Source organism: Streptomyces sp. NPDC006872 (genome assembly GCF_040635845.1).
GTDB lineage: Bacteria > Actinomycetota > Actinomycetes > Streptomycetales > Streptomycetaceae > Streptomyces.
In genome coordinates, this window is record NZ_JBEYIL010000013.1 from 167,924 (window position 1) to 189,246 (window position 21,323).

Genomic DNA, 21,323 nt, shown 5'->3' on the forward strand with positions numbered 1-21,323 from the left:
GCCCTTCCCACTGCAAGGAGTTTCCGAGATGCGCATAGGCATCGCCGTACCGCAGTACGGCTTGTTCGCGACGCCCGAGGCGATCGTGGAGGTGGCCCAGGCCGCCGAGGGGCTCGGCTTCGACAGCCTGTGGGCTGCCGACCGCATCCTCACCCCGCACGAGCCGAGCGACCCGTATCCCGGCGGGGACGGGACCATGCCCGAGGAGTACCGCACCTTCCTCGATCCGCTGACCGTCCTCACCCTGGCCGCCGGCGCGACCCGCGGCGTCCGGCTCGGCACCAGCACCCTCAACGCCCTGTGGCACGCTCCGGTCCTCCTCGCCCGGACCCTCACCACGCTCGACGTGATCAGCCACGGGCGACTGGACGTGGGCATCGGACTCGGCTGGCTGCGCGACGAGTACAGGGCCGTCGACGTGCCGTGGGAGAACCGCGGGGGCCGCCTGGAGGAGTGGCTCGACGTGGCGGAGGCCGTCTGGACCGACGAGAGCGTCCGGCACGACGGCGAACGCTGGACGATCCCGGCCTCGCACATCGGTCCCAAGCCGGTGCAGAGTCCGCGCCCGCCGCTCCTCCTGGGCGGTTTCTCCCCCGCCGCCCTGGAACGGATCGGCCGCCGCGCCGACGGCTGGCTCGCGGTGGGGCTGCCGGTCCCCTACCTGACCGCGATGTGGAACACCGTCCGGCAGGCCGCCGAGGCCGCCGGCCGCGACGCGTCAGGGCTGCGCATGGTCCTGCGGGTCAACCCGACGGTGACCGCCGACGAGGCCCCGCCGGAGGAGGTCCCGAACCGGGGAACGGTCGCCCAGATCACCGACTACCTCCTCAGCACGGCCGAAGCGGGCACGGACGAGGTGCTGATCGACCTCCAGCAGACGACGACCACGACCGCCGAACTGCTCGACCTGGCCGAAGCGATGATCAAGAGGCTGCGGCCCTGACATGCGGCCCTGACAACGGTCTCTGGCGACGCAAAAAAGCTTGTGCGGGCCGAGCCTCAGCTCGACCCGCACAAGCGGATGCATTCGGATCTACGATCCAGTGTCCGAGGGGGGACTTGAACCCCCACGCCCGATAAAGGGCACTAGCACCTCAAGCTAGCGCGTCTGCCATTCCGCCACCCGGACAGGGTGTGTGTCGTGCGGGGTTTCCCCCGCGGCGACGTCGTAAACATTACCAGGCTTTCCGGAGTGCCCGATCACGGGTGGCCGTCCGCGGAGCGCGCTCCGCGTTAACTGCGTGTGACGGGCGGGCACCGGTCTTGGGCCTCGGCCCGGGGGAGAGGGAGGATGAGCGAGACCCACCAGCAGTGACAGCGGGAGGAACCTTCAGTGAGCGCGACGGACGACACGGCCAGGGGCGTCACCGGCGAGGACGAGGTCGTGGACCTCTGCCGCGAGCTGATCCGGATCGACACCAGCAACTATGGCGACCACTCGGGACCGGGCGAGCGCAAGGCGGCCGAGTGGGTCGCCGAGAAGCTCGACGAGGTCGGGCTGGAGTCGAAGATCTTCGAGTCGCACCCGGGCCGCGCCTCCACCGTGGCCCGCATCGAGGGCGAGGACCCGTCCAGGCCCGCGCTGCTCATCCACGGCCACCTCGACGTCGTACCGGCCAACGCGGTCGACTGGACCCACCACCCCTTCTCCGGCGAGGTCGCGGACGGCTGCGTGTGGGGCCGCGGCGCGGTCGACATGAAGGACATGGACGCGATGACGCTGGCCGTCGTCCGCGACCGGCTGCGCTCCGGGCGCAAGCCGCCGCGCGACATCGTCCTCGCGTTCCTCGCCGACGAGGAGGCCGGCGGCCTGTACGGCGCCCGGCACCTCGTCGACCACCACCCCGATCTGTTCGAGGGCGTCACCGAGGCGATCAGCGAGGTCGGCGGGTTCTCGTTCACCGTGAGCGAGGAGCGGCGGCTCTACCTCATCCAGGCGGCCGAGAAGGGCATGCACTGGATGAAGCTGACCGTCGCAGGCACCGCCGGGCACGGCTCGATGATCCACCGGGACAACGCGATCACCGAGCTGTCCGAGGCCGTCGCGCGGCTCGGCCGGCACACCTTCCCGGTGCGGGTGACCAAGACGACCCGCGCCTTCCTCGACGAGCTCGGCGACGCCCTCGGCATCGAGCTGGACCCCGAGGACATGCAGTCGACGCTGGCCCGGCTCGGCGGCATCGCCAAGCTGATCGGCGCGACGCTCAGCAACACCGCCAACCCGACCCAGCTGGGCGCCGGCTACAAGGTCAACGTCATCCCGGGCGAGGCCACGGCACACGTCGACGGACGGTTCCTGCCCGGGCACGAGGAGGAGTTCCTCGCCGACCTCGACCGGATCCTCGGCCCGAAGGTGCGCCGCGAGGACGTGCACTCCGACAAGGCGCTGGAGACGTCCTTCGACGGGGCGCTGGTCGAGGCGATGCAGTCCGCGCTGCTCGCCGAGGACCCGACCGCGAAGGCCATCCCCTACATGCTCTCCGGCGGCACCGACGCCAAGTCCTTCGACGACCTCGGCATCCGCGGCTTCGGCTTCGCCCCGCTGAAGCTGCCGCCGGAGCTGGACTTCGCCGGGATGTTCCACGGCGTCGACGAGCGGGTCCCGGTGGACGGGCTCCAGTTCGGGGTGCGCGTGCTCGACCGCTTCATCGACGCGTCCTGAAATCGGCCGCCTGTACGGGCGTGACTGGGAAGAGTGAATGCGCCGATAAGCGCGTAGCCCAACTAATTCCGCCTCGTTACTGGTGATGCGATCCGCTGCTTGGGATCGCTTTGCCAACAAGGAGGAATAATGATCAAGAAGGTCGTCGCTGCTGCGGCTGCCACTGGTGGGCTGGTTCTCGCGGGTGCGGGCCTGGCCGTCGCCGACGCCGGTGCCCAGGGTGCCGCGGTGCACTCCCCGGGTGTCGCGTCCGGCAACGTGATTCAGGTTCCCGTGAACATCCCGGTGAACGTCTGCGGCAACACGATCTCGGTGATCGGGCTGCTGAACCCCGCCTTCGGCAACACCTGCATCAACAAGTGACGTCGACCCGCTGAGGGGTCGTCTTTCGCCGTCGGCCCCGGAGCGCACGCCATGCGCTCCGGGGCCGACCGGTCTTTTTCCCGGAAGAGATTTGAGAGCAGGGATTCAGCAATGCGACAGGTCACCCGCAAAAGCCTCATGACCGTGGCGGCGGCAACGGGGGTGATCGCCGCCGCCGGCGGCTACGCCCACGCCGACTCCGCCGCGAACGGCTCCGCCACCGACTCACCCGGCGTCCTGTCGGGCAACTCGGTGCAGGCGCCGGTCAACGTCCCCGTGAACGTCTGCGGCAACACCCTCGACGTCGTCGGGGCGCTCAACCCGAGCTTCGGCAACTCCTGCGCCAACAAGGGGGGCGGGACGTCGTCGGGCGGATACGGCGACCACAAGGGCGGCGGTGGCGGCCATGCCGGCAACCACGGCGGCAACCACGGCGGCGGTCAGGGCGGCAACCACGGCGGTCACCACGGCGGCGGTCAGGGCGGCGGTCAGGGCGGCTCCGGGGCACACGGGGGCTCCGGGGGCGCGCACGCGGGCGGGCACACCGGCGGATCGCCCGGCGTCGGCTCCGGCAACCACGTCCAGGTCCCCGTCGACGTGCCGGTGAACGTGTGCGGCAACAGCGTCGACGTCGTCGGGATCCTCAACCCGTCGATGGGCAACGACTGCGCGAACGACAGCGGTCCCGGCGTGCACACGCCGCCGTCCCACGGCCACGAGACGCCGGGCGAGCCCGGGAACGAGGGCCCCGGCAAGCCGGGCGAGCACGGCCAGTCCAACCCGTCCAGCCCGTCCGGACCCGAGGGCGTGCCGTCCACCCCGGATCATGTGACGCCGGCCGGCGCCTCCTCCGTCAACGGGTCCCCGGCCCACGCCGCGCAGCTCGCGCAGACCGGAAGCGAACTGCCGATCGGCTTCGCCCTGCCGGCCGGCGCGGGTGCGCTGCTCGCGGGCGCGCTGATCTACCGCAAGGCGCGCGCCTCCGCGTAACTCCACCAGGCGCCGCACACGACGGAGCGGGCCCCGCCTCGGCGGGGCCCGCTCCGTTCTTCTCTTCGTCTCATCTCACCACGTGGCACGCACCTGGCGGATGATGCGCCGGCGCAACCGCACCCTGCGGCTGCCGTCACGCAGCAGACTCAGGCGGTCCAACTCCCAGTGTCCGTACTCGGCATGATCGGTCAGCAGTCGTGTCGCTTCCTTGCGGGAGACCCCGCGCGGTACGTAGACGTCGACAAATTCGTATTCCGGCATCGCATCTATTGTGCGGGCTGGGGCCCGGTACGGATAGCGTCTGCACTATGTCTGATGCTGCGCAGCCCACCGCTGCCGAGGTACGAGCCGCCGCCGAGGCGGTCAAGACCGCGCTCGACCGCCACCTGGCGGCGGTCGAACGCAGGACGGGAGAGGACGACCCGACCGTATACGAGGCGTTCAACGAGCTGGCCGCGGCCGCCGAGGTCTACGACGAACTGCTCTACGACCGCTACGACGAGGTCACGCCCTTCGAGATCCCCGGCGCGGAGGACTCCCTGCCGCCGTACGAGGGCCCCGAGGAGCCGAACGCGCTGAGCGTGCTGATCCGCCGCGACTACGCCGTCGCGGAGCCGCAGCGGCTGATGGCGCAGGCCCAGCGGGTGGAGGCGGCGGACGACGAAGGAGCGGGCGAGGTCGCGGGCACCGTGCACGGTGCGCTGGGCATCCTGTTCGGCGAGTTCGAGGCGGACGAGATCGCCTCCCGGCACAAGGAGTTCGGCCTGGAGGAGGGCGACTCCACCCTGTGGGTGCTGGCCGCCGAGGAGCCGGCCGAACCGGGCGAGTGGCTGGAGACGCCGTTCGACCAGGTCGACCCGGGGCGCGTGGTCTGCCGCTTCGACGTGAGCTCGGTCTTCGACGAGCTCGACGACGACGGCGATGACGGCGACGAGGACCTGGTGGACGACATCGAGGACGAGGAACTGGAGCCACTGGACGCCGACCGTTAGCCGCCCGCCGGTGGCCCGGTAGGCGGTGGCGGGCGGCTTCCGAGACGTCATGACGGCGGCGGCCGCGAAGGGGAGACCCTTCGCGGCCGCCGCCGTTCGCGCTACTCCGAGGCCGGGACCTGGGTGCGCAGCAGCAGCGGCAGCCGGGTCGTGCGGGGCTTCGCCGGGATCTCGGCGACGGCTCTCGGCAGGGCCTGCTCGACGCCGTGCACCACGGAAAGGTGGCGCTCCGCGCGGCCGAACGCCGTGTACACCCAGGGGCGGGAGAGGGCCTGCCCGGCGTCCCCGGGCAGCACCACGACCGCCGCGGGCCACCGGATGCCCACCGCCTGGTGCGCGGTCAGCGCCCATCCGTGCCGTACGGCCTGCTCCACCCGTTCCCTCGGGACGACCACGGAGGCCCCCTCGCACGACAGGTGCAGCCCGTCCGCGTCGGCCGTCACCACCCGGCCCGGCACCGTACGGCCCGGCACGGGGGAGTAGGCGACCCGGTCGCCGGGGTCGAAGCCGCCGAAGCGGCCGGGGCCCGGATTGAGCCGTTCCTTCAGAGCCGCGTTCAGCGCGCGCGTGCCGGCCGCGCCACCGTGCCCCGGGGTGATCGCCACGGCCTCCTCGGGTGTGATCCCGAAGGCCCGCGGCACCGAGTCGGCGACCAGCTGCACGGTCCGGTGCACCGCTTCGCCCGCGTCCCGCACCGGCACGATCACGATCTCCTTGCCGGGCGCCTCGACCTGGTTCAGCTCGCCGATGCCGACGCCGGACACCAACTCGCCGATCGGCCCCGGGTCGGGCGTGCGCGAGGCGACCTGCGGGCACACGCGCGCCGCGAGCAGGTCGGCGAAGACCCGGCCCGGGCCGGCCGACCACAGCACCGCCGGATCCCCGCTGAGCACCAGCCGCGCCCCGTCCGGCAGCGACTCCGCCAGCATCGCGGCGCTCTCCACGTCCAGTTGCGGCGCGTCCAGCAGGATCAGCAGGTCGAGGGCGAAGGCTCCGTCGCCGTCGCGCCCGGGGCCCTCGGCGCCGGAGAGCAGGCCGGGGACGGTCACGACGGCGCCGTCCTCCCCGGTCAGCAGGGCCGCGAACCGGCGTCGTCCGTCCGGGGTGTGGCAGGCCGCGACGGCGCGCAGGCCCAGGGCGTGGGCGGCGGTGAGCAGGGCCGCCGGTTCGGCGCGGGCGGCCTCGCCGCCGGTGTGCAGCACCAGACCGTGCGCGGCGACGGCGCGGATCAGCTCGGCCGCGCTGCCGGACGCGGCCGCGGTGACCGACTCCCAGGGCGCGGAGGCCTCCTTGGCCAGGGAGTTGACCACGCGGGCCAGCGCGTCGGCGAGGCTCTCCTCCGCGAGCGCGTACCGCTCCAGACCGGCCAGGACCCGCACCGGCCGGGCCGCCTCGCCCTCCTCGCCGTCCTCTCCCTGTTCGCCGTCCGCGACCGGCTGTCCGGCCGTCGGCGCGTCCAGGGCGTCCTGGAAGACGAGGGCCTCGCCCTCGGCCAGCGTGCTCTGCACGGCCGCGTCCGGGTCCGGCACGGACTGCCGGCCGAGGGCGGCGGTGAGCGTGGGCAGCTCCAGGGCGGTGTGCCCGGCCAGGGCGGCCTGCTCCAGCAGCCAGACCGTCACCGCGCGCCCGCGCCGCTCGTCGTCGGGGGCGCACTCCGGGCCGAGCAGCGCCCGCGCAAAGCCGTCGGCCTGCTCGGGCCGCACGCCGGGGACGCGCAGCAGGTGCCACGGGTCCTCGCGCAGCAGGTCCTCGGCGCCCTCGCCGAGGGCGGCGGCGGCCTGCGCCGCGAGCGCCTCGGGGGCGCCACCGTCGGCCAGCACGCGCCGGACGCCCTCCACGGTGTCCGCCGCGGGCGCCGCCGCCTGGGCGGCCACCGGCTGCGGACGCGGTGCGGGCTCCGGGGCGGGGCGGCGCGGTGCGGGTTCCGGCTCGCCGAACACGGCGGCCGGGGGCTTCGCACCGCCCTCCACGGCGCGCACGGCGGCCAGCAGGTCGGCGGCCTTCCCGCTGAGCTTGGCCCCGGCGGTGATGGGCGCCGCCTTCTCGGCCTTGCGCCGCTCGATCCGCTCCCGCTCGAGCTTCTGCGCGGCGAGCTCGGCCTGCGCCTCGGAGACCTGCGCGGCGGCCTCCCCATCAACGGTCTTCCCGTCACCGGCCTCCCCGTCACCGGCCTCCCCGTCACCGGCCTCCCCGTCGTCGGCCTCGTCGGTCGTCGGCGCGCTGTCGTCGGTCTCGGCCTCCGGGGCTTCCGCGGTCGTCCCCGGCTCCGCCGTCTGCGTGTTGTCGGGCGTTCCGGGTTCCCCGGGGGCGTCCGGCTCCGCCGGCCCGGCGTGGTCCGTGCTCTCCGGGGGATCCGGCTCCGTGCTCACAGCGTGCTCCAGTCGTGATCGGGATAGCGGTGCTCGGGCGCCGACACATCGTCGAGGGCCCGGCAGATCTCGTCAGGAAGACTAAGCGCCTCCACTGACAACGCCGCCGTGAGCTGCTGCGAGTTGCGCGCGCCGACGATCGGTGCGGCCACGCCCGGCCGGTCGCGGACCCATGCGAGGGCGATCTGCAGCGGGGTCACCGCCAGCCCGTCGGCGGCCGTCGACACGGCGTCCACGATGCGGCTCGCGGTGTCGTCCAGGTAGGGCTCGACGAAGCGCGCGAAGTGCTCCGATGCGCCGCGCGAGTCGGGCGGCAGGGCGTCGCCCCGGTACTTGCCGGTGAGGACGCCGCGGCCCAGCGGGGAGGAGGGCAGCAGACCGATGCCCAGATCCAGGGCGGCCGGCAGCACCTCGCGCTCGATGCCGCGCTGGAGCAGCGAGTACTCCATCTGCGTCGCCGCGAGCCGCGTCCGGGCGCCCGGTGCGGCGAGCTGCCAGGTGGCCGCCTTGGCGAGCTGCCAGCCGCAGAAGTTGGAGACCCCGGCGTACCGGGCCCGACCGCTGGCGACAGCGATGTCGAGAGCCTGGAGCGTCTCTTCCAGCGGGGTGTCCGGGTCGAAGGCGTGCACCTGCCATACGTCGACGTAGTCCGTGCCGAGCCGGGCGAGCGAGGCGTCGAGGGCGGCGAGGAGGTGACCGCGCGAGCCGTCGAAGCGGCGGTCCGGGTCGGGCACGCTGCCGGCCTTCGTCGAGATGATCAGGTCCCGGCGCGGCACCAGGCCCTCTATCAGCCGCCCGAGCAGGTACTCGGCGTCCCCGTCGCCGTACACGTCCGCCGTGTCGACGAGGGTCCCGCCCGCCTCCCAGAACGTCTTCATGACGTCCGCGGCGTCGTGCTCGTCGGTGTCACGGCCCCAGGTCAGGGTGCCGAGCCCGATGCGGGACACACGCAGGCCGGTGCGGCCGAGATGCCTCTGCTCCATGGACGCCGAGATTACTGGCCATAACTGGGCAGTGGGTTGCCTGTGGATAACCGAATCTCCGGAACGGGAAGCCGACTTCCGCAGGCCGCGCCCCTCGGATCCGATCAGCGCGGCCCCCGCCCGCGATCCGCGCGACCCTCGCCACACCGCCCTCCCCGGTCGCCCGCCCCCGCGCTAAGGTCTCCGGAACAGCGTCGTTACTGATCAGTAAGGGGAATGGGCCATGCAGCTCGGTATCAACCTCGGCTACTGGGGTGCCGGAATGGACGGCGACAACCTCGCCGTCGCCCAGGAGGCCGACCGCCTCGGGTATGCCGTCTGCTGGGCCGCCGAGGCCTACGGATCGGACGCGGCCACCGTGCTCACCTGGGTCGCCGCGCAGACCGAGCGCATCGACGTCGGCTCGGCCATCTTCCAGATCCCGGCGCGCCAGCCCGCGATGACCGCGATGACCGCCGCCACCCTCGACTCCCTCTCCGGCGGCCGCTTCCGCCTCGGCCTCGGCGTCTCCGGCCCCCAGGTCTCCGAGGGCTGGTACGGCGTCAAGTTCGACAAGCCGCTGTCCCGCACGCGCGAGTACGTCGAGATCGTCCGCAAGGCGATGACCCGGGAGCGGCTGTCGTACGAGGGCGAGCACTGGACGCTGCCGCTGCCGGGCGGCCCGGGCAAGCCGATCAAGCTGACCGTGCACCCCGAGCGCGAGCACATCCCGCTGTACATCGCCGCGATCGGCCCGAAGAACCTGGAGCAGACCGGCGAGATCGCCGACGGCGCGCTGCTCATCTTCCCGTCCGCCGACCACCTCGAGGACACCGCGATCAAGCACCTGCGGGCCGGACGCGAGAAGGCCGGCAAGACCATGGAGGGCTTCGACGTCTGTCCGACGCTGCCTCTGGCGGTCGGCGACGACAAGGACGTCGAGCGACTCGCCGACACCTTCCGCCCGTACACCGCGCTGTACGTCGGCGGCATGGGCAGCCGCAAGCAGAACTTCTACAACCAGCTCGCCCGGCGCATGGGCTACGAGGCCGCGGCCGACGAGATCCAGGACAAGTACCTGTCCGGCGACAAGCAGGGCGCCGCGGCCGCGATCCCGCACGAGCTGATCGACCGGACCACGCTGCTGGGCTCGGTGGAGCGGATCGCGGACCGGATGAAGGCCTACGCGGCGGCCGGCGTCACCACCCTCACCCTGGCCCCCGCGGGCTTCACCCTGGAGGAGCGTCTCGCCTCGCTGCGCGCGGGCACCCAGGCGCTGGAGCTCGCCGGTCTGGCGTAGCCGGGGAAGAGGGGGATTTCAGCGGCCGTGGTGGGGGCTCGGGGGTCTTCCCCGCCACGGCCGTCACGGTTAACAACGCGCCGCGCGGCGCGTGGTTACGCCTGGGCGTCGACTCCTCGCATCCCTCTTTTGGCGGAGTTGTCCGACACACCTGTTGCAGTGCCTCCCGTGCCGCATTTGACTCGTTCCTTGCGGAATGCTGCGGAATCCTGCGCAATGCGGAGAGGTGGCCCACGGTGCTTTCGGCCAAGAGTCTGTTCCAGGAGATCATCGACGACGACGAGTCCTTCGCGCTCTTCTGCTCCATCGCCGCGGGCGGCGAGTCGCAGGGCGGCTGGGAGAACGCCCGGATCGCCGCACTCGTCCCGCAGAGCGAACGCGCGCTCGCTCCCAAGATCACCCGCCACGGCGCCGACGAGGACAAACACGGCCGGATCTTCAACGCGCTGATGCGCAAACGCGGCCTCGAACCCGTGGCCGTCCCGCCCGACACCGACTACACGATGCTCCTGGAGCGCGGCGGCATCGGCCTCGCGCACGACCGGCTCAGGACCGAGGAGCCGCTGACCGTGCAGGACATCGTCACCTACCTCGCCCACAGCCGGGTCACCGAACAGCGGGCCTCCGAGCAGATGGACCTGCTGCGCAAGCACTTCGCCGACCACCCCGACATCGGCCGCGCGGTGAAGATGATCTCGAACGACGAGGACAACCACCTCGCCTACTGCCACGAGGAACTGCTGCGCTTCGCCCGCGCGGGGCACGGCCGCGCCATCCAACGCACCCTGCGCGCGTGCGCGCTCGCCGAGATCCGGATCTACCGGGACGTCAGCCTCGCCGTGACGGCGAACATGGGCCGCATCCTCGGCTGGCCGAGGCCCAAGTCGGCCGTCCTCGCGGCCGGCATCCACGCCGTGTACGCGTGGGAGCGGGTCGCGGGCTGGCGGCGGATGGTGTCCCTGGAGATGCCCGAGCGCCGCGACGCGCTCGGCGGCCCGGTGACCGCCGCCCCCGAGTTCGCCTGAGGCCGGCTCCCCCGGGACCGGGGCGGGCCGCGGCCTCACAGCCAGCCGCGCCGCTTGAACAGCCGGTACAGCAGGACCTCCAGCACCGCCAGGAGCGCGATCACCGCCGGGTAGGACCACAGCCAGTGCAGCTCCGGCATGTGGTCGAAGTTCATGCCGTAGATCCCCGCGATCATCGTGGGGACCGCGGCCATGGCCGCCCATGCGGAGATCTTGCGCATGTCGTCGTTCTGCCGGACGCTCATCTGCGCGAGATGGGCGGAGAGGATGTCGGAGACCAGCCGGTCCAGCCCCTCCACGGACTCGTTCACGCGCGTGAGGTGGTCGCTGACGTCCCGGAAGAAGGGCCGCGCCTTGTCGTTCACGAAGGGCACGTCCGAGGACCCGAACCCCCCGGTGTCGCCGAGCCGGGTGAGCGGCGGCGCCAGCGGCACGGAGGCCCGGCGGAACTCCAGGAGCTGCCGTTTGAAGCGGTAGATCCGCGAGGCGGTGTGCCGCGAGCCGCCGCCCGTCGGGGAGAACACCTCCGCCTCCAACACCTCCAGGTCGGTCCCGAGCTCGGTGACCACGTCCAGGTAGTGGTCGACGATGGCGTCACCGATGGCGTACACCACCGCCGTGGGCCCCTTGGAGAGCAGCTGCGGCTCGTGCTCCAGCCGCTGCCGCACGACGGCCAGCGGCGATCCCTCGCCGTGCCGGACGGTGACCACGAAGGCGTCGCCGAGGAAGACCATGACCTCGCCGGAGGAGACGGCGTCGCTCTCGGGCTCGTACACCACCGGCTTGAACACCATGAACAGCGAGTCGTGGTAGACCTCCAGCTTGGGCCGCTGGTGGGCGTTGAGGGCGTCCTCCACGGCCAGCGGGTGCAGCCCGAACTCCCGGGTGACGCGGTCGAACTCCTGCTCGGTGGGCTCGTACAGCCCGATCCAGACGAAACCGCCCGACGAGCGCGCCTGCGCCAGCGCGTCGGACAGGTCCTCCGGAGCCTCCGCGCGGTGCCCGGCGCGGTAGATCCCGCAGTCGACGATCACGGAGCGTATTCTCCCCTCGCTCGGCCGCTTGCGCACGCGCGCGTGCGCCTACCCTGGGCCGCATGCCCACCCTGATCCTCGTCCGGCACGGACGTTCGACCGCCAACACCTCCGGAGTGCTCGCTGGCTGGACGCCCGGCGTCGCCCTCGACGAGCGCGGAGTCGCCCAGGCAGCCGGGCTGCCCGGACGGCTCGCCGCGCTGCCGCTCGCCGAGGTCGTCGCGAGTCCCCTGCAACGCTGTCAGGAGACGATCCAGCCCCTCCTGGACGCCCGCCCCGGTCTGCGCGTCCACACCGACGAGCGGATCGGGGAGTGCCACTACGGAGACTGGTCCGGACGCAAGCTCGCCGAACTGATGGACGAGCCCCTGATGGAGGTAGTGCAGGCGCACCCCTCCGCGGCCGCCTTCCCCGGCGGCGAGTCCATGCGGGCCATGCAGACCCGCGCCGCCGAGGCGGTGCGCGAGTGGAACGCGCGCGTGGAGCGCGACCACGGCTCCGACGCCGTCTACCTCATGTGCTCGCACGGCGACATCATCAAGTCGCTCGTCGCCGACGCGCTCGGACTTCATCTCGACCTGTTCCAGCGGATCTCCGTCGAACCCTGTTCCGTCACCGCGATCCGCTACACCAGGATGCGCCCCTTTCTCGTGCGCCTCGGCGACACCGGCGACTTCGCCTCCCTCGCACCGCGCGAGGAGCCCCCGACCGGGGACGCCACGGTCGGGGGTGGTGCGGGCGCACCGTGATCGTCGGCCGCAGTAGGGTGAAGCGGTCCGCGTACGCGCGCGTACCGCACGGACGCTTCCCCAGCCGGCGTTCCCGACCACGATGACCCACGATTCCCATGGAGACAGGACGTGTCCCGTCAGGTGTTCCTCTACGACCCCCCGGACCGCTTCGTGGCCGGTACGGTCGGACTGCCCGGGCGCCGTACCTTCTTCCTCCAGGCCGTCGCCGGCTCCCGAGTGACCAGCGTGGCCCTGGAGAAGACCCAGGTCGCCGCGCTCGCCGAACGCATGGACGAGCTGCTGGACGAGGTCGTCCGGCGGAGCGGCGGCAGCGCCTCCGTGCCCGCCATGTCGCCCGCCGAGAACACCGACACGGCGCCCCTCGACACCCCGATCGAGGAGGAGTTCCGCGTCGGCACGATGGCCCTCGCCTGGGACGGCGAGGAGCAGCGCATGATCGTCGAGGCGCAGGCCCTGGTGGATCTCGACGCGGACTCCGAGGAGGACCTCGCCGAGGCCGAGGAAAGGCTTCTTCAGGACGAGGAGAACGGGCCCCCGATGCTGCGGGTCCGGCTCACCGGCGCGCAGGCGCGAGCCTTCGCCAAGCGTGCCCTCGACGTCGTCAACGCGGGCCGGCCGCCGTGTCCGCTGTGCAGCCTGCCGCTCGACCCGGAAGGACACGTATGTCCGCGCCAGAACGGATACCGCCGGGGGGCGTGAAGACCACCGACCCGGCCTCCGCCGAAGCGTACGAACTCCTCGCGCACGGCGAGCTCACCGTCCGCGGCCGTATCCGTGACGCCTCGAACGCCGCCCTGTACTGCACCGTCGCGCACGAGGGCCGGGAGGCCGCCTGCGTCTACAAGCCGGTGGCCGGCGAGCGACCCCTGTGGGACTTCCCCGACGGCACCCTCGCCCAGCGCGAGGTCGCCGCCTACGAGGTCTCCGAGGCGACCGGCTGGGGCCTCGTCCCGCCTACCGTGCTGCGGGACGGGCCGCACGGCGAGGGCATGTGCCAGCTGTGGATCGAGACGGCCCCGGAGGCCGAGCTGCTCGCCCTCGTCGACGCGGAGGAGCCCGCGCCGGGCTGGAAGGCGATCGGCTTCGCCGAGGTCGGCGAGGGCCGCACCGCACTGCTCGTGCACGCCGACGACGAACGGTTGCGCCGGCTCGCCGTCCTCGACGCGGTGATCAACAACGCCGACCGCAAGGGCGGCCATCTGCTGCCCACCGCCGACGGCCGGCTCTACGGCATCGACCACGGCGTCACCTTCAACGCCGAGAACAAGCTGCGCACGCTCCTGTGGGGCTGGGCGGGCGAGCCCCTGACCGGGGAGGCCGTCGAGGCGCTCAAGGCCCTCAGAAGCGCCCTGGAACCCGGCGAGCGGCTGGCGGTCACCCTGGCCGGGCTGGTCACGCCCGTGGAACTCGACGCCACGCGCGCGCGTGCCGACGCGCTGCTGGCCTCCGGGAAGCACCCGGAGCCGAGCGGAGAGTGGCCGGCGATCCCCTGGCCGCCGGTCTGACGCCGGTCCGGCGTCGGCCTGCTGTCGGTCCGGCATCGGTCCGGCATCGGTCCGACAGCAGTGTGACGTCCGTCTGACATGGTCCGGCATGTTCCGACCCGGTTCGACCAGGTCTGACCGGCCCCTGTCGGGCCGGGACGCACACCGGCCGGAATCACACAAGACCGTCTTCCCGGCCATCCGGCCCGCTCCGGTTCGTATACGTAACTTCCGTCCGGTTAGGCTCATGACATGCATGCCTGGCCCGCTTCCGAGGTCCCCGCCCTGCCTGGTCAGGGCCGCGACCTGAGGATCCACGACACCGCGACCGGCGGCCTCGTCTCCCTCGACCCCGGTCCCGTCGCCCGTATCTACGTCTGCGGCATCACGCCGTACGACGCGACCCACATGGGTCACGCGGCGACCTACAACGCGTTCGACCTCGTTCAGCGCGTGTGGCTCGACACCAAGCGGCAGGTCCACTACGTCCAGAACGTCACCGACGTCGACGACCCGCTGCTGGAGCGGGCCGAACGCGACGGCGTCGACTGGGTCGCCCTCGCCGAGAAGGAGACGGCCCTCTTCCGCGAGGACATGACGGCCCTGCGGATGCTCCCGCCGCAGCACTACATAGGCGCCGTCGAGGCCATACCCGGAATCGTCCCGCTCGTCGAACGACTGCGGGACGCGGGCGCCGCGTACGAACTCGAAGGCGACACCTACTTCTCCGTCGAGTCCGACCCGAACTTCGGCAAGGTCTCGAACCTCGACGCCGCCGCGATGCGGCTGCTGTCCGCCGAGCGCGGCGGCGACCCGGACCGCCCGGGCAAGAAGAACCCGCTCGACCCGATCCTGTGGCAGGGCGCCCGCGAGGGCGAGCCCAGCTGGGACGGCGGCTCGCTCGGCCGCGGCCGGCCCGGCTGGCACATCGAGTGCGTCGCCATCGCCCTCGACCACCTCGGGATGGGCTTCGACGTCCAGGGCGGCGGCTCCGACCTCGCCTTCCCGCACCACGAGATGGGCGCCTCCCACGCCCAGGCGCTGACCGGCGAGTTCCCCATGGCCAAGGCGTACGTCCACGCCGGCATGGTCGCCCTCGACGGCGAGAAGATGTCCAAGTCCAAGGGCAACCTCGTCTTCGTCTCGAGGCTGCGCCAGGACGGCGTCGACCCCGCCGCCGTCCGGCTCACCCTCCTCGCCCACCACTACCGGGCCGACTGGGAGTGGACCGACCAGGTCCTGACGGACGCCGAGGCCCGGCTCGGGCGCTGGCGTGCCGCCGTCTCCCGGCCCGACGGACCGCCCGCCGAGGCACTCGTCGAGGAGATCCGCGAGGCCCTCGCGAACGACCTCGACGCGCCCGCCGCCCTCGCCGCCGTCGACCGCTGGGCCGCGCTCCAGCAGGAGCGGGGCGGCACGGACATCGGCGCACCGGGCGTCGTGTCGCGGGCGGTGGACGCACTGCTGGGCGTCGCCCTGTAGCCGTCCGGTCCCACTCCCGCACCCGCGTACGACGTGAGGGGCGGTGCGCGCCACATGGCGCGCACCGCCCCTCATCAGTGCTTTCAGGCCGTTTTCTGGCCCTTTCAGTCCTCCGACGAATCGTTGTCGTCGGAGGAGTCGCCGCTCGCTTTCGGCGGTTTCGGGGGGCGTGTGCGCTCCCCGGGCCCGGGCGGGCCGCCGCCGTCCCGGCGTCGCAGATAGCGCTCGAACTCGCGGGCGATCGCGTCGCCCGACGCCTCCGGCAGCTCCGCCGTGTCCCGGGCCTCCTCCAGCGTCTGCACGTACTCGGCGACCTCGCTGTCCTCGGCGGCCAGCTGGTCCACGCCCACCTGCCAGGCACGCGCGTCCTCGGGCAGCTCGCCCAGCGGGATGCGCACGTCGATCAGGTCCTCCAGGCGGTTGAGGAGGGCCAGCGTCGCCTTCGGGTTCGGCGGCTGCGAGACGTAGTGCGGGACGGCCGCCCAGAGGCTGACCGCCGGCACGCCCGCGTGCGTGCACGCCTCCTGGAGGACGCCGACGATGCCCGTCGGCCCCTCGTACTTGGTCTCCTCCAGGTCCATCCGCTGCGCCAGGTCCGCGTCGGACGTGGTGCCGCTGATCGGAACCGGACGCGTGTGCGGGGTGTCACCGAGCAGGGCGCCCAGGATGACCACCAGCTCCACGCCCAACTCGTGCGCGAAGCCCAGCAGCTCGTTGCAGAACGAGCGCCAGCGCATCGACGGTTCGATACCGCGTACGAGCACCAGGTCGCGTGGCTTCTCGCCGCCGACCCGGACGACCGACAACCTTGTCGTCGGCCACGTGATCTTGCGCACGCCGGCGTCCATCCACACCGTGGGGCGGTTCACCTGGAAGTCGTAGTAGTCCTCGGCGTCCAGCGCCGCGAACACCTCGCCCTTCCACTCCCGCTCCAGGTGCGCGACCGCGGTGGAGGCGGCGTCGCCGGCATCGTTCCAGCCCTCGAACGCGGCCACCATGACCGGGTCGATCAGCTCGGGAACCCCCTCGAGCTCGATCACCCAGCGCCTCCTTCCGACGTGCCCTCGCTTGACCACCCAACCTTACGGCGTTCTGCGGGGGCGCCCGCAGCCCCCTTGTACGGGGGAGTGACCGGATCACTGCCCCGTTCGCCACCCCCGAACACCCCCCACCGGCCTCAGAGCGTGGACCGCAGCCACTGCTCCACGCTCGCGATGTGCACCGTCGCCCACGACCGCGCCGCCTCCGCGTCCCGGTCGCGCAGGGCCGCCAGGATCGCGCGGTGCTCGCGCAGGGTGCCGGAGACCGCGTCCTCCTGCGTCAGTCCGCGCCAGATCCGGGCCCGGGTGGTCGGCCCCGAGAGCCCGTCCAGCAGCGAGCAGAGCACCGAGTTGCCGGCGCTCTGCACGATGCCCCGGTGGAACTCCAGGTCGCAGGCGACCAGTTCCTCCACCGACGGCTCGGCGCCGAGCTTGTCCAACTGGGCGTCCAGCGCGTCCAGTTGCTGCTCGCTGATCCGCAGGGCCGCCATCGCCGTCGCGGCCGGCTCCAGGATCCGGCGCACCGCGAGGAACTCCAGGACGGTGTCGTCGCGGTGGAAGTCGACGACGAAACTCAGCGCCTCCAGAAGCAGTTGCGGATCCAGGCTGGTGACGTACGTGCCGTCGCCCTGCCGTACGTCCAGGATCCGGATCAGCGACAGGGCGCGCACCGCCTCCCGCAGGGAGTTGCGGGACAGGCCCAGCTCGGCGGCCAGCTCGCTCTCCTTGGGGAGCCGGTCGCCGGGGCGCAGCGCACCCGAGACGATCATGCCCTTGATCTTCTCGATCGCCTCGTCGGTGACAGCCATGGCCGGCCTCCCTGTGGTTCCTCGTGGTACCTGGTGGTTCGACGTCCAGACATCGGATGTCTCAGCGCCATTATGGGGCCAGATGAGGCCAGATCAGAGGGTTGCCTCCAGATCCGCGATCACCGCTCGCTCGTCGAGCGTCCTGAGCGTGCGGTCGCGCATCAGCACCCGTCCGTCGACGACCGTGTCCCGCACGTCAGCCGAGTGCGCCGCGTACGCGAGCGTCGACCACGGGTCGTGGCGCGGACGCAGATGCGGTGCGTCCAGGTCCAGCACGATCAGGTCGGCCCGCTTGCCCGCCTCCAGCGAACCGAGCCGCTCCGCGAGCCCCAGCGCCCGCGCGCCCTCGATCGTCGCCATCCGTACGGCCTGCTCGGCGCCGACCGCCGTAGGGTCGCCGCCCGCCTTGTGCACCAGCGCCGCCTGCCGCACCGCCCCCAGCACATCCAGCGAGTTGGAGCTGACGGCGCCGTCCGTGCCCAGCCCCACCGTCACGCCCGCGCTCAGCAGCCGCGGCACCGGCGCGATCCCGCAGCCCAGCTTCAGGTTCGACACCGGACAGTGGGCGACGGCCGTGCCCGTGCGCGCCAGCGCCGCGATCTCCGGCCCGGTGAGGTCGACGGCGTGCGCGAGCAGCACATCGGGGCCGAGCAGCCCGAGCGAGTCCAGCAGCTCCACCGGCCGCTTCCCGTGCTTCACCTCGACGGTGGCGACCTCGGTGGCGTTCTCGGCGGCGTGGATGTGCACCAGCGCCCCGAACTCCCGGGCCAGCGCGAAGACCTCGATGAGCTGCTCGGGGGAGAGGGTGTACGCGGAGTGCGCGAAGACGACCGGGCGGCGCCCGTCCCGCGCGGCCCCGCGCCCCTCCAGATCCCGTCGTGCCCACGCGAGCCGGTCCCCGTACGCGATGCCGTCCGGCGGTTCGGGCACGTCCATGAAGGTGGGCCCGGTGTGCAGCCGCCAGCCCGCCTCACGGGCCGCCCGCTCGGCCGCCTCGTGGAACCAGTACATGTCCAGCGCCGAGGTCACCCCGGCCCGCACGCTCTCCGCGACCGCCAGCCGCACCGCCGCCGCCACGTTCTTCGGCGCCAGCAGCTCCGCCTCCCACGTCAGCACCCGCTCCAGGAAACCCTGCAGGGTGACGTCGTCGGCGCGACCGCGCAGCAGGGTCATCGCGAGGTGGGTGTGCGTGTTGATCAGGCCGGGCAGGACGAGACAGCCCCGGGCGTCGATCTCCTCGTCCGCCGGGTACCGCGCCCTGAGGTCCTCGGCGGATCCGACGGCGAGGATCTCGCCCTCGTGGACCGCGACCGCCCCGTCCGGCACGACCGTTCCCGCCTCGTCCACCGTCAGCACGTCACCGCCGTGCACCAGCAGGTCGATGCTCACGCCTGCTCGCCTTCCGCCAGCAGCCGCAGCGCCTCCAGGGCCACCACCGCGCCCCGCTCGACGCCGGCCGCGACGACCTCCCGGTGCGGGTCGTAGGCGCCGGTCGACAACGGTGCGTCCTCGTCGACCAGCTCGTCGGCGTTCGCCCCGTCGATCACCAGTACGCCGCCCGCGACCAGACCGCGCAGCGAGGCCGTGACCAGCAGCGCGGACAGCTCCATCTCGATCGCGGCGAGCCCGGCGCCGTCATAGGAGAACAGCGGGATCAGGCCCGGCTGGAAGGCCGCCCGCGTCCACACGATGCCCCGGTGGTGCGGGGCGTCGGCCTCGCGGGCCGCGCGCAGGAGCGCGAAGACCGCCTCGGGCGCCGACACCGCCGGGTACTCCGGGGGCAGCAACTGGTGGGTCACGCCGTCGTCGCGGACGGCCGCCTCCGCGACGACCAGGTCGCCGTCGGCGATGCCCGGCTTCATCGCGCCCGCCGTGCCGAACCGCAGGACGGTGCGCACGCCCGCGTCCGCCAGCTCCTGGAACAGCAGGATCGCGCCCGGCCCGCCCACCCCGTGCGAGGCGACGACGACCGGCACGCCCTTCCAGCTTCCGCTGAACACCCGGTACTCGCGGTGGTACGACACCTCCTCGGCGCCGTCGAGGAGCGCGGCCACCGCCGCGGCCCGGGCCGGGTCGCCCACGACCACGGCGTGCGCCGGGAGCCCGGTGCGCGGTATACGGGTGACGGGCAGCAGGTCCTGTGTCATCGGACGGCTCCAGTGGGACGGGGGCGGCGACGGCGGCGGGCCGTCGTGAGGAACAGGGCGCCGAGCGTGACGACGTACGGCGCGGCGTCGGTCGCCTGCTGGGGCATGCCGAGCCCCTGGAGACGGAACCCGGCCGCCTCGGCGAGCCCGAACAGCAGCGCGGCGAGCAGCACGCCCAGCGGCGCGGCGCGGCCCAGCATGACGGCCACGACAGCGATCCAACCACGGCCCGCCGTCATGTTCTCCGTGAACAACGTGACGTTCCCCAGGGCCAGTTGGGCGCCCGCGAGCCCGCACAGCACGCCCGACAGCAGGATCGCGCCGTACTGGTACTTTGCCGGGCTCACGCCGAGCGTGGCCGCCGCGTCGGGCGCCTCGCCGACCCCGCGCAGCCTGAGCCCCCACACATGCCGGGACAGCAGCAGCGCGGCGACCGCGACCGCCGCCCAGGAGAGATACGCGAGCGGGGTGAAGCCGCCGATCAGCGGCAGCCCGGCGAGCGACGGATCGTCGAAGGTGCCCTGCACGCCGAAGACCGTCCGCAGCAGGAAGCTGGTCAGGCCGACGGCCAGCAGGTTCATGGCGATGCCGAGCACCACCGCGTCCCCGCGCAGGGTGACGGCTCCCACGGCCAGGATCAGCGAGTACCCGGCCGCCGCGAGGGCCGCCGCCAGGACGCCGAGCCAGGGGCTGCCGGTGAACCAGCTCGTCGCCACGGAGGTGAAGCAGCCCATCAGCATCATGCCTTCGAGGCCGATGTTGAAGACCCCGGCGCGTTCGCAGATCGCGCCGCCGAGGGCCGCCAGCAGGATCGGGGTGAGGGCGCGCAGCGCCGACATGAGCAGATCGGAGTCCAGGAACATCAGACCGCCTCCCTTTCCCGGGAACGACGGGTGAACCACCGGCTCGGGAAGCTCAGCCGGGCCGCCAGGAACACGATCACGATCGCCTGCAGCACCTGCGTCAGCTCGCGCGGCACCTCGGTCGTCCGCTCCATCGCCAGTCCGCCGACCTGGAGGACGGCGAAGAAGAACGCGGCGATCACCGTGCCCAGCGGAGCCGCGGCGGCCAGCAGCGCCGCCGTCAGACCGGTCCAGGTGTAACCGGGCGCGGTGAGCGAGCCGTCCACGAAGCGGTACGGGAAGCTCAACACCCCGATGGCGCCCACGAGTCCGGCCAGACCCCCGGAGACCGACATCAACTTCAGTGTCAGGCCCCGGCGTTCCACACCCGCGTACGCGGAGAAGCGGGAGTTGAGGCCCGTCATGCGGATCTCGTAGCCGACGGCGGTGCGCCGGTCGGTGAACCAGTAGGCGGCGGCCGCGATCGCCACCAGGACGAGCCCGAGGGTGACCGTGGAGTCGCCGAACGCGGGCAGCGCCACCCCGTCCGGCAGCGCCCGGGTCTGCGGCAGGCTGGAGCCCGGCTCCTTGAGCGGATACCGCGCCAGGTAGGAGGCCAGCGACATCGCCGGGTAGCTGAGCAGCAGGCTGCTGACCAGCAGCGGGACCCCGAGGTGGTTCTCGCACAGGGCGGCCAGCACGGCGTATCCGGCGCCCGCGGCCATCCCGGCCAGCAGGGCCGCGGCGACGGTGAGGGGCGCGGGCAGCGGCGAGTAGAGCCCGGTGACGGCGGCCGTGATCCCGCCGAGCACCAGCTGGCCGTCGCCGCCGAGGTTGATCAGCCCGGCCCGCAGCGGGATCGCCAGCGCGAGCGCCAGCCCGAGCACGCTGGTGCCGGTGGTCAGGGTCGAGCCGATGCCGTCGCCGCCGAGCGCGCCGGTCAGCACGGCCTCGTACGCGCCGATCGGGTCCGCGCCGGTGCCGAGCAGGAACAGCGCGCCGATGACGAGTCCCGCGAGCACGGAGAAGGTGAGGGGGGAGCGCAGGGCTCCGGATATCCGTGTCAT

General features: G+C 72.6%; 21 protein-coding genes and 1 tRNA gene. 11 read left to right on the forward strand and 11 right to left on the reverse strand.

All coding sequences use genetic code 11. From position 1 onward, the window contains the following. Nucleotides 1-28 precede the first annotated feature (28 nt). A complete protein-coding gene (locus ABZ725_RS34075) occupies nucleotides 29-943 on the forward strand; it encodes a TIGR03619 family F420-dependent LLM class oxidoreductase (protein ID WP_358806339.1) in 915 nt (304 codons plus the stop codon). A gap of 101 nt (nucleotides 944-1,044) precedes the next feature. Here ABZ725_RS34075 and ABZ725_RS34080 read toward each other — a convergent pair. Next, nucleotides 1,045-1,129: transfer RNA gene (locus ABZ725_RS34080), tRNA-Leu, on the reverse strand. Between the two features lie 204 nt (nucleotides 1,130-1,333). Here ABZ725_RS34080 and ABZ725_RS34085 point away from each other — a divergent pair. The 3 genes from ABZ725_RS34085 to ABZ725_RS34095 all read left to right on the forward strand — a co-directional run bounded on the left by ABZ725_RS34085 (nucleotide 1,334) and on the right by ABZ725_RS34095 (nucleotide 4,015). After that, a complete protein-coding gene (locus tag ABZ725_RS34085; protein ID WP_358806340.1) occupies nucleotides 1,334-2,662 on the forward strand; it encodes a M20/M25/M40 family metallo-hydrolase in 1,329 nt (442 codons plus the stop codon). A gap of 129 nt (nucleotides 2,663-2,791) precedes the next feature. After that, nucleotides 2,792-3,025, forward strand: a complete 234-nt coding sequence (gene chpH, locus ABZ725_RS34090) for a chaplin ChpH (RefSeq protein ID WP_351919830.1) — start codon at nucleotides 2,792-2,794, stop codon at nucleotides 3,023-3,025. A 111-nt stretch (nucleotides 3,026-3,136) separates the two neighbouring features. Then, nucleotides 3,137-4,015 (forward strand): chaplin, encoded by an 879-nt coding sequence (locus ABZ725_RS34095; RefSeq protein ID WP_358806341.1) that lies wholly within the window; start codon nucleotides 3,137-3,139, stop codon nucleotides 4,013-4,015. Nucleotides 4,016-4,090: 75 nt separating this feature from the next. On the opposite strand, the gene ABZ725_RS34100 is transcribed toward ABZ725_RS34095, so the two are convergent. After that, entirely contained in the window at nucleotides 4,091-4,279 is a 189-nt protein-coding gene (locus tag ABZ725_RS34100) for a DUF5703 family protein (protein ID WP_014671721.1), read from the reverse strand. 47 nt (nucleotides 4,280-4,326) lie between these two features. Between ABZ725_RS34100 and ABZ725_RS34105 the strand changes: the two genes are divergently transcribed. Continuing rightward, on the forward strand, nucleotides 4,327-5,010 hold the full coding sequence (locus ABZ725_RS34105; protein WP_358806342.1) for a hypothetical protein: 684 nt from the start codon (nucleotides 4,327-4,329) through the stop codon (nucleotides 5,008-5,010). A gap of 101 nt (nucleotides 5,011-5,111) precedes the next feature. Here ABZ725_RS34105 and ABZ725_RS34110 read toward each other — a convergent pair whose 3' ends face one another. Both ABZ725_RS34110 and ABZ725_RS34115 read right to left on the reverse strand, forming a co-directional pair. After that, nucleotides 5,112-7,379, reverse strand: coding sequence for a helix-hairpin-helix domain-containing protein (locus tag ABZ725_RS34110; RefSeq protein ID WP_358806343.1), 2,268 nt, complete (start codon nucleotides 7,377-7,379; stop codon nucleotides 5,112-5,114). After that, nucleotides 7,376-8,362 carry an aldo/keto reductase gene (locus ABZ725_RS34115; RefSeq protein WP_351920655.1) on the reverse strand — a complete coding sequence of 329 codons (987 nt, stop codon included), beginning with the start codon at nucleotides 8,360-8,362 and terminating at the stop codon, nucleotides 7,376-7,378. The genes ABZ725_RS34110 and ABZ725_RS34115 overlap by 4 nt, the downstream gene beginning before the upstream one ends. Nucleotides 8,363-8,585: 223 nt before the next feature. Between ABZ725_RS34115 and ABZ725_RS34120 the strand changes: the two genes are divergently transcribed. Both ABZ725_RS34120 and ABZ725_RS34125 read left to right on the forward strand, forming a co-directional pair. Then, nucleotides 8,586-9,641 (forward strand): LLM class F420-dependent oxidoreductase, encoded by a 1,056-nt coding sequence (locus ABZ725_RS34120; RefSeq protein WP_358806344.1) that lies wholly within the window; start codon nucleotides 8,586-8,588, stop codon nucleotides 9,639-9,641. A 236-nt stretch (nucleotides 9,642-9,877) separates the two neighbouring features. Beyond that, nucleotides 9,878-10,666: a ferritin-like domain-containing protein gene (locus ABZ725_RS34125; RefSeq protein ID WP_358806345.1), complete on the forward strand. Its 789-nt coding sequence runs from the start codon at nucleotides 9,878-9,880 to the stop codon at nucleotides 10,664-10,666. 35 nt (nucleotides 10,667-10,701) lie between these two features. Here the strand turns inward: ABZ725_RS34125 and corA are convergent, their stop codons facing one another. Then, on the reverse strand, nucleotides 10,702-11,700 hold the full coding sequence (corA, locus tag ABZ725_RS34130; RefSeq protein WP_358806346.1) for a magnesium/cobalt transporter CorA: 999 nt from the start codon (nucleotides 11,698-11,700) through the stop codon (nucleotides 10,702-10,704). A gap of 62 nt (nucleotides 11,701-11,762) precedes the next feature. Between corA and ABZ725_RS34135 the strand changes: the two genes are divergently transcribed. From ABZ725_RS34135 to mshC, 4 genes are all read left to right on the forward strand, one after another. Beyond that, nucleotides 11,763-12,449 carry a histidine phosphatase family protein gene (locus tag ABZ725_RS34135; RefSeq protein ID WP_351920662.1) on the forward strand — a complete coding sequence of 229 codons (687 nt, stop codon included), beginning with the start codon at nucleotides 11,763-11,765 and terminating at the stop codon, nucleotides 12,447-12,449. A 111-nt stretch (nucleotides 12,450-12,560) separates the two neighbouring features. Further along, nucleotides 12,561-13,151 carry a DUF3090 domain-containing protein gene (locus ABZ725_RS34140; protein WP_351920664.1) on the forward strand — a complete coding sequence of 197 codons (591 nt, stop codon included), beginning with the start codon at nucleotides 12,561-12,563 and terminating at the stop codon, nucleotides 13,149-13,151. Beyond that, entirely contained in the window at nucleotides 13,115-13,957 is an 843-nt protein-coding gene (locus ABZ725_RS34145; RefSeq protein ID WP_358806347.1) for an SCO1664 family protein, read from the forward strand. The genes ABZ725_RS34140 and ABZ725_RS34145 overlap by 37 nt, the downstream gene beginning before the upstream one ends. A gap of 231 nt (nucleotides 13,958-14,188) precedes the next feature. After that, entirely contained in the window at nucleotides 14,189-15,418 is a 1,230-nt protein-coding gene (gene mshC / locus ABZ725_RS34150) for a cysteine--1-D-myo-inosityl 2-amino-2-deoxy-alpha-D-glucopyranoside ligase (RefSeq protein ID WP_358806348.1), read from the forward strand. 104 nt (nucleotides 15,419-15,522) lie between these two features. Here the strand turns inward: mshC and ABZ725_RS34155 are convergent, their stop codons facing one another. The 6 genes from ABZ725_RS34155 to ABZ725_RS34180 form a co-directional block, all read right to left on the reverse strand. Then, nucleotides 15,523-16,458 (reverse strand): PAC2 family protein, encoded by a 936-nt coding sequence (locus tag ABZ725_RS34155; protein WP_358806349.1) that lies wholly within the window; start codon nucleotides 16,456-16,458, stop codon nucleotides 15,523-15,525. 137 nt (nucleotides 16,459-16,595) lie between these two features. Next, the gene (locus tag ABZ725_RS34160; protein ID WP_351908204.1) at nucleotides 16,596-17,267 is read right to left on the reverse strand and encodes a FadR/GntR family transcriptional regulator; all 672 of its coding nucleotides are present in this window, start codon (nucleotides 17,265-17,267) and stop codon (nucleotides 16,596-16,598) included. A 93-nt stretch (nucleotides 17,268-17,360) separates the two neighbouring features. Continuing rightward, nucleotides 17,361-18,656, reverse strand: a complete 1,296-nt coding sequence (locus ABZ725_RS34165) for an amidohydrolase (RefSeq protein WP_358806350.1) — start codon at nucleotides 18,654-18,656, stop codon at nucleotides 17,361-17,363. Continuing rightward, nucleotides 18,653-19,414, reverse strand: a complete 762-nt coding sequence (locus tag ABZ725_RS34170) for a nucleoside phosphorylase (protein ID WP_358806351.1) — start codon at nucleotides 19,412-19,414, stop codon at nucleotides 18,653-18,655. The genes ABZ725_RS34165 and ABZ725_RS34170 overlap by 4 nt, the downstream gene beginning before the upstream one ends. Beyond that, entirely contained in the window at nucleotides 19,411-20,277 is an 867-nt protein-coding gene (locus ABZ725_RS34175; RefSeq protein WP_358806352.1) for an ABC transporter permease, read from the reverse strand. The genes ABZ725_RS34170 and ABZ725_RS34175 overlap by 4 nt, the downstream gene beginning before the upstream one ends. Further along, nucleotides 20,277-21,323, reverse strand: a complete 1,047-nt coding sequence (locus ABZ725_RS34180) for an ABC transporter permease (protein ID WP_358806353.1) — start codon at nucleotides 21,321-21,323, stop codon at nucleotides 20,277-20,279. The genes ABZ725_RS34175 and ABZ725_RS34180 overlap by 1 nt, the downstream gene beginning before the upstream one ends.